Consider the following 13884-nt stretch of genomic DNA (forward strand, 5'->3'; position numbering starts at 1 on the left):
CGCTTTCAGTGCGTTGACTGGGCTGAAGGACGCCTTGAGTGCGTCGAGTGCACCGAAGGCGTCCTTCAGCACCCCGGCCGCCGGGCTTCACCACGTCCGGCGGCACCTATCGGCGCGCCCGCCCGTCCGCGTGCCGTGAATGCCACATTGACGGACTTGAAGTCCCTCAATGTGGCATTCACGTATTTCGAGTCCACAAAGGACGACTCCGGACCGTGATCATGGTCCGGAGCAGGGCAACTCCATCGGGGGTAGGGACATCCCCACCTCGGGTTCGCAGGCGGGCCCCATGTCCGTGGCGGTCGTTTCCCGGAAGGCTGGAGGACAGCAAGAGCGAGGAAACGGCACTGTGGAAGGGACCGAGCGCGATGCTGGTTCGTACGACCCCCGGCGTGACGCCGACCGTGCTCCCGGACGGGAACCTGGAACTGGCCTGCGCGGTCACCGGTGAACGGGTCCGGTGCGGCCCCACGGGCGCCGCGATGTGGATCGCGCTCAGGCAGCACGCCGGGAGGCTCGACCACGCGGCACAGACGCTCGCCGGGGTGTGGGGCCGCGATCCCGGCCGTACGCGTGCGGAAATGGCCGCCTGGGCGCGGCGGCTGTGCGACGCCGGGCTCCTCGAATGCGACGCGGAGGCGGGCCGGTACGAGCGCGAGGACGGTGTGGCGTGAAGCCCGCGGACAGACGAATGCCTCCGCGCCGGCACTGGGAGACCGGCGCGGAGGCAAGGGCCACGCGGGCCGGGCGTAGGGGGCGCCCGGTACGCGTGGCGGTGGATCGCCGGGTCAGGGGGCGCGACGTTCGGCGATCACGGCGGTGATGATGTCGTCGAGATCGCGGGCCGGCCGGAAGCCGATCCGCTCGCGGGCCTTGCGGCAGTCGGGCACGCGCCGTTGCATGTCCTCGAAGCCGGCGCCGTAGGCCTGGTCGTAGGGGACCTTCACCATCCCGCCGGTGGAGCCGGTCGCCTTGATGACCCGCTGGGCGAGCTCGGTGATGGTGACCTCCTCCGAGTTGCCCAGGTTGTACACCGTCCCGTGGCCCGCCTTGTCCTCCAGCAGTGCCAGCAGCGCCGGGACGACGTCGTGCACGTGGCAGAAGCAGCGGACCTGCTGCCCGTCGCCGAACACCGTGATCGGCTCGCCCGCCAGCCCCTGCTCGACGAAGCGGGGGATGACCATGCCGTACCGCCCGGTCTGGCGCGGGCCGACGGTGTTGAACAGGCGGACGATCACCGTGGACAGGCCATGCTCGACGCCGTAGAGATACGTCAGCGTCTCGTCCAGCGCCTTCGCCTCGGCGTAGGACCACCGGCTCTTCAGCGGCGAGCCGACGATCCGGTCGTCGTCCTCCGACAGCCCCGACGCGGTGTTCTTGCCGTAGACCTCGCTCGTCGACGCGACCAGGATCGGCACCGCGTGCCGTCGCGCGGCTTCGAGCACGGTCTCCGTGCCGTGGAGGTTCGTGCGGAGGCTGTCGAGGGGTTTGTCGAGGATGGTGAACACGCCGACGGCGGCGGCGAGGTGGAAGATCGCGTCCACCCCGGTCATGCAGCCTTCGATCGCTTCGGGATCGCACACCGAGCCTCGCACGAAACGCAGCCGCGGGTCGTCGGCGACCGCGGCCAGGTTGCGCTCGCTGCCGGTGCTGAGGTCGTCGAGCACGACCACCTCGTGGTCGAGGCCGAGCAGATGTTCGGTCAGGTGGGAGCCGATGAAACCGGCACCGCCGGTGATCAGGAAACGCATCGTGCGGGGTTCCTTTCCCTGGCGTCGCCGCCGTGTGTGCTCAGACCGGCTGGGGGTGTTCGGCCGCCGTGGCGGAGTCGAACCGGTAGGTCGCGTCGACCACGATCGGGCAGTCGGTGATCCAGCCGTGGTCGTGGCCGGGGTGCACCGTGTGGATCAGCACGAGGTCCCAGTCCGCGCCGTCGGGGTCGATCGCGCTGTCGGCCACCGTGCCGTCCGGCAGCGTCACCCGCATGACGAGCGGATCGTAGTAGTCGACCTTCGCGCCCCGGTGCGACAGATGGTCCATGATGTCCAGTGCCGAGGACGAACGGACGTCGCGCACGCCGGGCTTGTAGCTGACCCCGGCCACGATCACGCGGGCCCCGCCGAGCCCCTTGCCCGCCGCGGACAACGCGTCGATCACCCGGTCGACGACCTGCTTCGGCCGTTCCGCGATCGAGTGCATCGCCTGGCTCACCAGCGGCGCGGCGCCGCGTGTTTCGCGCAGCTGCCAGAGCAGGTAGTGCGGGTCGCACGGGATGCAGTGGCCGCCGACGCCCGGGCCGGGGTGGAAGGCCATGAACCCGTACGGTTTGGTCGCGGCGGCGTCGATGACCTCGATCGGGTCCAGCGCCAGTCCGGTGCAGATGTCGGCGAACTCGTTGGCCAGCGCGATGTTGACCGCGCGGAAGGAGTTCTCGTACAGCTTGGTCATCTCCGCGGCCTCCGGGGAGGCGACCCGGTGCACGGCGGGGGTGAGGACCTCGATGACGCGCTGGGCCCGTTCGCCGCACGCCGGGGTGACCCCGCCGAGCACCCGCGGGGTGTCCTGCTGGGTGTGGGTGACGTTGCCGGGGTCGATCCGTTCGGGGCTGGAGGCGACGAAGATGTCCTCGCCGACGGTGAATCCCTTGTCCTGCAACGGATCGACCAGCATCCGGGTGGTGGTCCCGACGTAGCTGGTCGAGGTCAGGATCAGCACCTGGCCGCGGGTCGCGTGCGTCAGCAGGGTTTCGCAGGCGCCCTGCAGCGGCCGCAGGTCCGGCAGCTGGTAGCGGTCGACCGGCGTCGGCACGCAGACCAGGACCGCGTCGGCCTCGGCCAGCCTGCTCACGTCGGTGGTGAGCTCGAAACCGGCTTCCTGCAAGGATTTGTCGAGCCTGCGCTGATCGGCGTCGATGAGATCGGCGTCGCCGGATTCGATCGCCGCCAGCCTCGACGGGTCGTGGTCGATCCCGATCACGTTCAGCCCGCCGGCGTGCAGGCCGAGCGCGGTCGGCAGGCCGACGTAGCCCATGCCGATCACGGCGACCGAGGAGAGCGCCGCCGGATCGGTCGGGGATTCCTTCACTGTCATGGATTTTGCCATTTCACCCTCAACCCGCATTCCCTTGTGGACGGTTGGCTCGGCGTGGGGTGGCTACAGCACCGCACGGACCAGTTCGAACGCTTCGGCGAATTCGGTGGCCACCTGGGAACCCCGGTATTCGGCCAGCGCCCGCACCCCGCGCTCGCTGCGCGGGTTCGGCCATGGCTCGACCTCCTTGCCGTAGGAGCGCAGGGCCTCGAGCTTGCGGTCGAGGTAGGCCTCGTCGATCGGCTGCCAGCAGTTCGGGCGGAAGGCAGGCGAGATTCCGGAGGTCTCCCCGAAGTCGGTGGCGGACCGGATCTCGAAACTGCGGATCTCGCGGACGCTGCCGCGGCCGGGACGGCCTGCGACGCGCGCGGCCCTGGCCACCAGCTGGTGGTCGAGGCTGAGGTCGGCGAGGCTGGTGGTGAACACGGTGTCCGGTTCGAACTCACGGACCTCCCGCTCCACCACGCGGTTGAGCTCCAGATGCCCCACGGTGTCCAACCGGTTGTCGCCGAACTGGTTGACCTGCAACCGTTCGATGCCGAGCACCTTCGCGGCCGACTCGATGGCCGAAAGGCGGTTGGTCACCCCGGCACCCGACGCCGACCGTGACCCGTCGTCGTTCGTCAGCACGCAGAGGGAGACCGTGACGCCCAGATCGGCCAGGTGTGCGATGGTGGCCCCGGCGCCGAGCGTTTCGTCATCGCCGTGAGCGACGACGACGAGGAGCCTGTTCATCGTTCTTTGCATGATGATCCGTCACCGTCTTTGTCGGGAGCGGTACAGATGACGCTCCGGAAGTGTTTACCCACGGGATGTTTTCGGGCCGGCCGTGTCGGGCCCGGCCACCGGGAACGCGCTTTCGGCGAACGCCCCGGCTTTTTCAGGCTTCGCTGAGGCCAGAATTTGCCAGCTTCGGTGAGGGCGGGCAACCCCTAGCCTGGTTCGCGGGGTTCCGCAATGCCGAGGTGAATGGCGCGGGATCCGGCGGGGCGCGCGCCGTCCGGCGGCCCCGCCCTGTTCTCAGGGGTGCCCGGTGCCCGGCTAGGGGTGGGTACCGCATGGTCCCGCTCGTAAGGTGGGACGCGTTGTACTGGGGTCAGCCGGTGCGCGGACGACGGTTCGCCGTCGGCACGCCGCACCGGCCGCGGAACAACTCCGGGAATTCCGCGGCGCTCGGCGAATGGTGACGGCCGAATTCGGTTTTCGCTTCGCCCTGCTGGAGGGAAAGCATCACGGCCCGGGCGAGGAACATGCCAAGAAGGAGAAGTGAGGGCTAAGTGGAGAAGTCCGATGACAAGCTGGTCGACGCCCTCCGTGCCGCGCTGAAGGAGACCGAGCGTCTTCGTGAGGAAAACCGGAAGCTCGCCGACGCCGGCCAGGAGCCCATCGCGATCGTCGGCATGGCGTGCCGTTTCCCGGGGGACGTCAGCACTCCGGAGGAGCTGTGGCGGCTGGTGAGCGAGGGCCGCGACGCCGTCGGGGAGTTCCCGGCGGACCGCGGCTGGGACCTGGAGCGCCTGTTCGATCCGAGCGGTGAGCGGCCCGGGACCAGCTACGCCCGCGAAGGCGGCTTCGTCCATGACGCGCCGCAGTTCGACGCCGGCTTCTTCGGGCTCGGAGAGCGTGAAGCGTTGTTCACCGACCCTCAGCAGCGGCTGCTGCTGGAGACGTCGTGGGAGGCGTTCGAGCGGGCCGGCATCCCGCCGCTGTCGGTGAAGGGCGGCCCGGTCGGCGTGTTCACCGGGGTGATGTACCACAACTATCCCGGCGCCTACGGTTCCTCCGGCGTGGTCTCCGGCCGGGTGGCCTACACGTTCGGCCTCGAAGGCCCCGCGGTCACTGTGGACACCGCGTGCTCGTCGTCGCTGGTGACGCTGCACCTCGCGGCTCAGGCCCTGCGGCAGGGGGAGTGCACGCTGGCGCTGGCGGGCGGCGTCTCGGTGATGAACTCCCCGCGAACCTTCGTGGAATTCAGTCTCGACGGGACGTTGTCCAGTGACGGCCGCTGCCGGTCGTTCGCCGAGGACGCGGACGGCATCGGCTGGTCCGAGGGTGCCGGGATGCTGGTGCTGGAGAAGCTTTCCGACGCACGCCGCAACGGCCATCCGGTCCTGGCGGTGCTCCGGGGGAGCGCGGTCAACCAGGACGGCGCGTCGAACGGGATGACCGCCCCGCGCGGTCCCGCGCAGCAGCGGGTGATCCGCCAGGCGCTGGCCAGTGCCGGGGTCCTGCCCGAGGAGATCGACGTCGTGGAGGCGCACGGCACCGCCACCGCGCTCGGCGACTCGATCGAGGCGCGGGCCCTGCAGACCGTGTACGGCAGGAACCGGCCCGAGGGCAGGCCGCTGTGGCTCGGGTCGATCAAGTCGAACCTCGGGCACTCGCAGGCCGCCGCCGGGGTCGCCGGCGTCATCAAGATGGTGCTGGCGCTGCGGAACGAGCAGTTGCCCAAGACGCTCCACGTCGGCGAGCCGAGCCATCGGGTGGACTGGGCGTCGGGCCCGGTCGAGCTGCTCACCGAGCCGGTGGCCTGGCCGCGGGACGGCAGGGTCCGGCGCGCGGCGGTGTCCTCGTTCGGGATGAGCGGCACCAACGCGCACGTGATCATCGAGGACGCGCCCGAGCAGGCGGCCGAACCCGTTTCGCGTACGGGCGGTCCCGTTCCGTGGGCGTTGTCCGGCAAGAGCCCGGAGTCCCTGCGCGCCCAGGCGGACAAGCTGCTGCGGCATCTGCGCGAACGGCCGGATCTCGACCCGGCCGGCGTCGGCAGGACGCTGGCGACCGGCAGGTCCGCCTTCGAGCACCGGGCCGTCCTCGTCGGCGACAGCCGGGACGAACTGCTGCGCGGGCTCAGCGGAATCGCCGCCGGTGACCCGGTGCCCGGACTGGTCGAGGGGATCGCCAGGGGTGAGTCCTCGACAGCGTTCCTGTTCTCCGGCGCGAACGCGCGACTGGCGGGTCTGGCGCGGGAGCTGGGCGAGACGTTCCCGGCCTTCGCCACCGCCTTCGACGCGGTGAGCGCCGAGCTGGACGAACACCTGCGTCGACCGGTCCGCGAGCTGGTCGGCGGCCCCGCCGTTCTCGACGACGCCGAGGTCGCCGCCGTGTCCTTCGCGGCGGGCGTGGCGTTGGCGCGGCTGCTCGATTCCTGGGGCGTCCAGCCGGATCAGGTCGCCGGGACAGGAATCGGCGAGGTGTCCGCCGCGCACTTCGCCGGAGTGCTGTCGCTGCCCGAAGCCGCCGAGCTGGCCGCCGCCACGCCCGAGCGGTTCACGGAGATCGCCGAGCGGATCACCTTCGCCGAGGCCGTCATCCCCATCGTGTCCGCGCGGACCGGCGAGGCATTGACCGCCGAAACGCTGCGTTCGTCCGCTGAGGGATCCTTCGCCGCGGCGGTGCGCGCACTGGAGGGCGAGGGCAGCAACCGGTTCGTCGAAATCGGGGCGGGGCAAGAACTCTCTGCCGCGGTGAGGGAGAACCTGACCGGCTCGGCGGAGTACACGGCCGTCGTCCCGGTGCTGCCGGACGAGCGCACCGGCCCCTCGGGGGTCGTCGCCGCACTCGCCCAGCTGCACACGCGAGGTGTCTCGCTCGACTGGAAGACCTACTTCGACGGCCAGGGCGCGCGCACCGCCGACCTGCCGACCTACGCGTTCCAGCGGGCGCACTACTGGCTCGAACCCGTTTCGGCGCACGGCGATCCGGTCGTACTCGGGCTGGAGCCCGCCGACCATCCGCTGCTGGGCGCGGTCACCGTCGTCGGTGAATCGGACGCCGTCGTCCTTTCCGGACGGTTGTCCCCCGACACGCATCCCTGGCTCGCGGACCACGTTCTCGGCGGGAAGACCGTCCTTTCCGGAGCGGCCTTCGTGGAACTCGCGATCCGGTCGGGTGACCGGGTCGGCTGCTCCCGGATCCGGGAGCTGACACAGGAGACCCCGCTCGTGCTGCCGGACTCCGGCGGCGTACGGATCCAGGTGAGCGTCGCCGCGCCCGACGACTCGGGTGCGCGCTCGTTCGCCGTGCACTCGCTCGGCGGGGAACGCGCCGTCCTGCACGCCACCGGTGTGCTCACGTCCGCGACCGGCGCGCACTCGCCCGAGTTGTCCTCCTGGCCCCCGGCGGGCGCGGAACCCGTTGCGCTGGAAGGGTTCTACGAAGAGCTGGCCGGGCGTGGGCTGGCCTACGGGCCGGTGTTCCAAGGCCTGCGGAACGTGTGGCGGGCCGGGGACGAGATCTTCGCCGAGGTGAGCCTGCCGGCGGAGAAGCGGGCGGGCGCCGGCGGTTTCGGGCTGCATCCGGCGGTTCTCGACGCGGCCGCGCACGCTTTCGCGCACAGTCTCGGCACCGAAGATGTCGTCGTGCCGCGTTCGTGGTCGCAGGTCGAGCTGTTCGCCACCGGCGCGATCGCGGTGCGGGTCCGGCTCCGGCCGCTGCCCGGCGCCGAGCCCGCCGTCACGATGGAGATCGCGGACGTCGACGGCGAACCGGTCGCCTCGATCGGCGCGCTCACCCTGCGCAAGGTGCCCGCCGAGACCGTCGCCGCATCAAGGGCCGCGGCCAAGGCCCGGCCCGGTGCGGGAACCCGCCGTGCGGCGGCGAAACCGGCGACGGCGGCCGCCGAGCCGGGCCCGCTGCCCGCCGAGGCGGCCGACGCCGACCCGAACTCGCTGCGGGCCCGGTTGCTCGGGCTCGCGCCCGGCGACCGGCTCAAGGCGGTGCGCGAGCTGGTCACCGAGCACGTGGCCGCCGCGCTCGGGCACGGCTCCGTCCAGCTCATCGACGTCGACCGTGCCTTCAGCGATCTGGGCTTCGACTCGCTGCTCGCCGTCGAGCTGCGTAACCGGCTCAACGCGGAGACCGCGCTGGAACTGGCGCCGACCGTGGTGTTCGACTATCCGACCGTGAGCGAACTCGCCGCGCAGCTGCACGAGCTGCTGGTCGGCGAACTCGGGGGAGCGCGGGAAACGGTCCGCGCGGCCGTCGTGCCGGTCGGCGCGCCCGACGAGCCGATCGCGATCGTCGGGATGGCCTGCCGTTATCCCGGCGGGGTCGGCGCGCCCGAGGACCTGTGGCGGCTGGTGGCCGAGGGCGGCGACGGCATCGTCCCGTTCCCGGCCAACCGGTCCTGGGACCTCGACCACTGGCTCGGCCTCGTCACCGCGTCGGGCAAGAAGCCACAGGGCGGTTTCGTCCCGGACGTCACCGACTTCGACGCCGCGTTCTTCGGGATCAGCCCGAAGGAAGCGGTGATGATGGAGCCGCAGCAGCGGATGCTGATGGAAAGCTGCTGGGAGGCGCTGGAACGGGCCGGGATCGAACCCGCTTCGCTCAAGGGCAGCCAGACCGGCGTGTTCGCCGGGGTCATGCAGTCCGACTACGACCCGGGCCCGTCGGGCACCATCGAGAGCAACGGCCTGTTCCGCAGCACCGGTGTGCTCGGCAGCGTGGTCTCCGGCCGGGTGTCCTACGCGCTGGGCCTCGAAGGTCCCTCCGTCTCGATCGACACCGCCTGTTCGTCCTCTTTGGTCGCCTTGCACTCGGCGATCCAGGCGCTGCGCAACGGCGACTGCTCGCTCGCGCTGGCGGGCGGCGTTTCGGCGCTGACCTCACCCAGCCCGTTCGCGCACTTCGATCCGGGCGGCACCGCCGCCGACGGCCGCTCCAAGGCGTTCTCCGCGGACGCCGACGGGATCGGTTGGTCCGAGGGCGTCGGCGTGCTCGTCGTGCAGCGGCTGTCCGACGCTGTGCGGGAGGGCCGCGAGGTCCTGGCCGTGATCCGGTCGAGCGCGGTGGGCCAGGACGGCGCGTCCAACGGCCTGACCGCGCCCAGCGGTCCGTCCCAGGAACGCGTGATCCGCCGGGCGCTCGCGCTGGCCGGGCTCGAACCGTCCGATGTGGACATGGTGGAGGCGTCGGCGACCGGCTCCACCCTCGGCGACCCGATCGAGGCGGGCGCGCTGCTTTCGGTCTACGGCAAGGAACGGCCCGCCGAACGGCCGCTGTGGCTGGGCTCGGTCAAATCGAACATCGGGCACTCGCAGGCGGCGTCCGGTGTCGCGGGCGTCATCAAGGTGGTCCAGGCGCTGCGGCACGGCCTGTTGCCGAAGACCCGGTACGCGGACAATCCGACCACGCAGGTGGACTGGTCGTCGGGCCATGTCCGGCTGCTGCCGGACACCATTCCGTGGGAGACCGGCGGACGGCCGCGGCGTGCCGGTGTGTCCTCCTTCGGCTACAGCGGAACCAATGCGCACGTGATCCTCGAACAGGCTCCGGAAACCGCGGCGGCCGAACCCGTTTCGACCGCGCACCACGGGATCCCGCTGCCGACGCTGGTCTCCGCGCGCAGCCGGGAGGCGCTGCCCCTGCAGGCCGGACGCCTCCGCGCGCACCTCATCGAGCATCCCGAAGCAGACGCCCAGGACGTGGCCTACTCGCTGGCCGCGTTCCGGGCGGTGGGGCAGCACCGCGCGGCCGTGTTCGGCGCGGACCGGGAGGATCTGCTCGAAAAGCTCGAGGCGCTCGCTCGCGGCGAGGAGTCCGAGTCGGTGTTGCGCGGTACCGCGCGTGCCGACGTGAAGACGGTGTTCCTCTTCTCCGGCAACGCCGTCGTGCGGCCGGGTACCGGGCGGGAGCTGTCCGCGGCGTTCCCGGCGTTCGCCCAGGCATTCGCCGACGCGAGCGCCAAGTTCGACCCGTATCTGGACCGTCCGCTGACCGAAGTGCTGTTCGGCGAGGACGACTCTGTCAGCGCGCAGCTGCTGGAGCAGGTCAGTTTCGCCGAGGCGGCGCGGTTCTGCGTCCAGGTCGCGCTCTTCCGGCTGCTGGAGTTCTGGGGCCAGCGGCCGGGGCAGGTCCTCGGCCATTCCGGCGGCGAGGTGGCCGCGGCCCACGTGGCCGGCGTGCTGACCCTGACCGACGCGGTGAAGCTGGCCGCCACCCGCGCCCAGCTGCTGCAGGAACTCCCGGCCGGGGCGGCGCATTCGACGCAGGCCGGCGAGGTCGCCGAAGACCTGCTCGAAATCGCGGAGGAACTGACGTACGCACTGCCCCGGCTCCCGATCGTCTCGACCGTCACCGGCGCCTTCGCGACGGACGAACTGACCGATCCCGAGCACTGGGTGGCCAACCTGCGTGAGCCGGTGCGCCTGTTCGACGCGGTGCGCACGCTGGAAGCGACCGGAGTGGAGCGGTTCGTCGAACTCGGCGGCGGGCTCACCGGGCAGATCCGCGAGAGCCTGTCCGAGATCAGCGAGGACACGACCTTCCTCTCCGTACTGGACGCCGGTCGCGCCGAGACCGACGCCGTCCTGTTCGCGGCCGCCCGGTTGCATGTGGACGGACTCGGCATCGACGGCGAGCGGTTCTACGTCGGCCGCGACGCGCGGCGGGTTCCGTTGCCGCCGTACGCGTTCCACCGCAAGCGGTACTGGCCAGACGTCGACATGGAGGCCGTCCGCGCGGGCGGTCACCTGGCGGGCACCGGGCTCGACTCGACCGGCCACCCGCTGGCGGGCGCCGCGGTGCGGCTCGCCGATTCGGACGGTGTCGTGCTGACCGGGCAGCTTTCCGCGAGCAGTCACCCGTGGCTGGCCGAACACTCGGTCGGTTCGCGGATCGTCGTCCCCGGCGCGGCCTTCGTCGAACTCGCCGTCCGCGCGGGTGACGAGGTCGGCTGCGACCGCGTCGCGGAACTGACCGTCGACGTGCCGCTCGTCCTGGCCGAGCGCGGCAAGGTCCAGGTACAGACGGTGGTCGGCGCGCCGGACGCGAGCGGCGTCCGGACCGTGTCGGTGCACTCGCGGCCGGACGACTCCGGCGCGCCGTGGGTCCGCAACGCGCACGGGCTCCTGTCGCGGGGCACCGTCGCCGAGCCGGTCGCGCTCGACGAATGGCCGCCGGCCAAGGCGGAGCCGGTGGCGGTCGACGGGCTCTACGACCGGTTGTCGGGACAGGGGTTGAGCTACGGTCCGGTGTTCCGCGGCCTGCGTGCCGCCTGGTACCGGGACGACGTGGTGTTCGCCGAGGTGAGCCTCGATCAGGAGACGAGCCTGCAGGCGGACCGGTTCGGCCTGCACCCGGCGGCGCTGGAGGCCGCGCTGCACGCGATCGGCCTGCGGTCCGCTCCTGGCGGTCTGGCGCTGGCCTGGGCGGGAGTCGAGCTGCACGCTTCGGCGGCGGCCCGGCTGCGGGTGCGCATCACCCCGGCGCCCGACGGCGGGTTCGCCGTCGACCTGGCCGACCAGGCGGGCAAACCGGTCGCCACGGTGGAATCGGTGACGCTGCGGCCGGTGGTCGACGTGGAACGGGCACTGGTCACCGAAGGCGAGACGGCCCCCACCCCGATGGCCGCTCCCACGCGCCGCAACGCGAGCGCGTCGGGCACGGCGGATCCGGACGGGCTGCGCCAGCGGCTGGCCGGGCTTGCCAAGGGACAGCGGGAAAAGCTGCTCGTCCGGCTGGTGCTGGACCATATCGCCGCGGTGCTCGGGCACGTCGAAACCGACGCCGTCGATCCGCAACGGCACTTCCTCGAATCCGGGTTCGACTCGGTGACCGCGGTCGGGCTGAGCCGCAGGCTCGCCGAGGCGACCGGCCTGCACCTGCCACCGACCGTGGTGTTCGACGAACAGACCCCGATGGCGCTCGCCGCGTTCCTGCTGAAGGCCATCGAGAACGACACCGCCGAAGAGACGGCCACCTCCGCGGTCGCCGCGTCCGACGGCTTGAAACAGCTGTTCTCCGAAGCGGTGCGGACCGGCAAGTCGTTCGAGGGACTCACCCTGCTGATGACCGCGGCCAAGCTCCGCCCGGCGTTCGGATCGGCCGCCGACGCCGGGCCGGTGCCGTTCCCGGTCCGGATGGCCGACGGTCCCCGGCGTCCGCAGCTGCTGTTCCTGAGCAGCCCGGCGGCGATGGGCGGTTCGTACCAGTACGCCAAGCTGGCCTCGCAGTTCCGGGACACGCGGACGTGCTGGGGCCTCTCGCTGCCCGGCTTCCTGGAAGGGGAGCTGGTGCCGGACTCGGCCGAGGCGATGGTCGACGTCGTCGTGGAGAGCATCCGCATGTCCTTGGGCGGCGACGACTTCGTGCTGGTCGGCTACTCGTCCGCGGGCATCCTCGCCCAGGCGGTGGTGGCCCGGCTGGAGGAGGCCGACCTGGCGCCGCGTTCGCTGGTCCTGCTCGACACCTACGCCGCGAGCGGCGAGGACGTCCAGGGCAAGGACCAGGCGGAACGGGACAAGGTGGTGCTGGGCCTGACGGCGGGGCTGCCCGAACTGGAGGCACGGTACGGGCCGTTCGACGGCACCAAGCTGACCGCGATGGCCCGGTACGTGGACCTGCTGCCGCGGGTCGAGCTGACCGACGTCGCCACGCCGAGCCTGCTGATCCGGCCCGACACCCGGTTCGACGCCGAGACCGCGGACCCGGACAGCGCGAACCCGGACGTCTGGCGGACCACGTGGAGCCGCGCGAACGCGACGGTGACCGTCCCCGGCGATCACTTCAGCCTGATCGAAGGCAGCGCGGCGGCCACCGCCGGTGCCATCGAGGACTGGCTGGCACAGGCGTGATTCCCCCATCCATCACGGGTTCCCGGCAGGGCCGCCCCAGGAGTCGAAGGAAGTTCCGATGCGCGTTCTGCTGACCGCACCGTCTTCGGTGTCCCGGCTGCACGGCCTGGTGCCGCTGGGCTGGGCGTTGCGGACGGGTGGGCACGAGGTGCAGATAGCCGGGCGCCCGCGGTTCACCGAGGAGGTCAACCGGACCGGGTTCGTCGCGGTGGCCGTGGGGAAGGACCTGCCGGACGACGCCGAAGACTGGCTCGCCGATCCCGACGCGGCGGCCGGTCTGGCGGACTACGCCCGGCGGTGGAAGCCGGATCTGGTCGTCTGGGAGGAGCACGCCCCGGCCGGCGCCGTGGCGGCCAGGGTCACCGGGATCACCGCGGTCCGGATGCTGGGCCTGGCCCCGGACCGGGACCGGCTCGCGGAACGGCTCGAAGCCGGGCTCGCGGTCCACGGCCTGTCGCCGGATGAGAGCGTTCTGACCGGCCGGGCCACTTTGGACCGTGTCCCGCCTTCGCTGCGGCCGGAACCCGGCGACGGGCATGTGCCGCTGCGCTACCTCCCCTACAGCGGGCCCGCGGTGGTGCCCTCCTGGTTACGCCGCAAACCGCGGCGGCAGCGGATCCTCCTGACGCTGGCCGAGCCCGCCGCGGCCCCGGCGGCGTTGTTCGACGCCATCGCCGAACTCGACGCCGAGGTGATCTGCGAGCTGCCGGCCAAGGAGGTCCCGGCCGGGGCGCGGGTGCCCGCCAACCTGCGGCTGTTCGACTCGGTGCCGGTGAACGCCGTGCTGGGGACCTGCTCCGCGGTCGTCCACGATGGATCGTCGACGACCGCGATCACCGCGCTGGCTCACGCGCTGCCGCAGTGCGTGGTGTCCGCGGTGCCGGAAAAGGACGGATCGTCGCTCGCGCACCGGATCGCCGGACAGGGCGCCGCTGTGCTCGCCGGCCGGGGCGAGGATGCCGCTGTCCTCGCCGAGCGGATCGGGCTCGCGGTGTCCGATGACGCCGTCCGGGAAGCGGTCGGACGGCTGCACACGGAGATGGCCGCGATGCCGAGTCCGCACGAACTCCGGCCCGAGCTGGTGCGGCTTGGCCGGGCGGAACGCTGAAGGACGCTTTCAGTGCGTTGGCCGTGGTGAAGGACGCCTTCAGTGCATGGGCAAACCCGGGGGGGCGCGGGCCCCCAAGCCGCGGGGGCAAACCCGGGGGGGCGCGGG

At 71.7% G+C, this 13884-nt stretch carries 7 protein-coding genes; 4 read left to right on the plus strand and 3 right to left on the minus strand.

The features are described 5' to 3' along the window. The first annotated feature begins 368 nt into the window (after positions 1-368). On the plus strand, positions 369-674 hold the full coding sequence (locus tag ACFWY9_RS38020) for a hypothetical protein (protein ID WP_378330775.1): 306 nt from the start codon (positions 369-371) through the stop codon (positions 672-674). 114 nt (positions 675-788) lie between these two features. On the opposite strand, the gene ACFWY9_RS38025 is transcribed toward ACFWY9_RS38020, so the two are convergent. The 3 genes from ACFWY9_RS38025 to ACFWY9_RS38035 form a co-directional block, all read right to left on the minus strand. Continuing rightward, positions 789-1751, minus strand: coding sequence for an NAD-dependent epimerase/dehydratase family protein (locus tag ACFWY9_RS38025; RefSeq protein ID WP_378330776.1), 963 nt, complete (start codon positions 1749-1751; stop codon positions 789-791). A gap of 40 nt (positions 1752-1791) precedes the next feature. Further along, a complete protein-coding gene (locus tag ACFWY9_RS38030) occupies positions 1792-3090 on the minus strand; it encodes a nucleotide sugar dehydrogenase (RefSeq protein WP_378341163.1) in 1299 nt (432 codons plus the stop codon). Positions 3091-3153: 63 nt separating this feature from the next. Beyond that, positions 3154-3825: a PIG-L deacetylase family protein gene (locus ACFWY9_RS38035; RefSeq protein WP_378330778.1), complete on the minus strand. Its 672-nt coding sequence runs from the start codon at positions 3823-3825 to the stop codon at positions 3154-3156. Between the two features lie 323 nt (positions 3826-4148). Between ACFWY9_RS38035 and ACFWY9_RS38040 the strand changes: the two genes are divergently transcribed. The 3 genes from ACFWY9_RS38040 to ACFWY9_RS38050 all read left to right on the plus strand — a co-directional run bounded on the left by ACFWY9_RS38040 (position 4149) and on the right by ACFWY9_RS38050 (position 13776). Further along, complete coding sequence (locus tag ACFWY9_RS38040) at positions 4149-4277, plus strand: hypothetical protein (RefSeq protein ID WP_378330779.1); 129 nt, start codon at positions 4149-4151, stop codon at positions 4275-4277. 90 nt (positions 4278-4367) lie between these two features. Beyond that, a complete protein-coding gene (locus ACFWY9_RS38045; RefSeq protein WP_378341164.1) occupies positions 4368-12668 on the plus strand; it encodes a beta-ketoacyl synthase N-terminal-like domain-containing protein in 8301 nt (2766 codons plus the stop codon). Between the two features lie 58 nt (positions 12669-12726). After that, entirely contained in the window at positions 12727-13776 is a 1050-nt protein-coding gene (locus ACFWY9_RS38050) for a nucleotide disphospho-sugar-binding domain-containing protein (RefSeq protein WP_378330781.1), read from the plus strand. Positions 13777-13884 lie beyond the last annotated feature (108 nt).

The sequence above is a fragment of the Amycolatopsis sp. NPDC059027 genome (assembly GCF_042739735.1).
In the GTDB taxonomy this organism is placed as follows: Bacteria; Actinomycetota; Actinomycetes; order Mycobacteriales; family Pseudonocardiaceae; genus Amycolatopsis.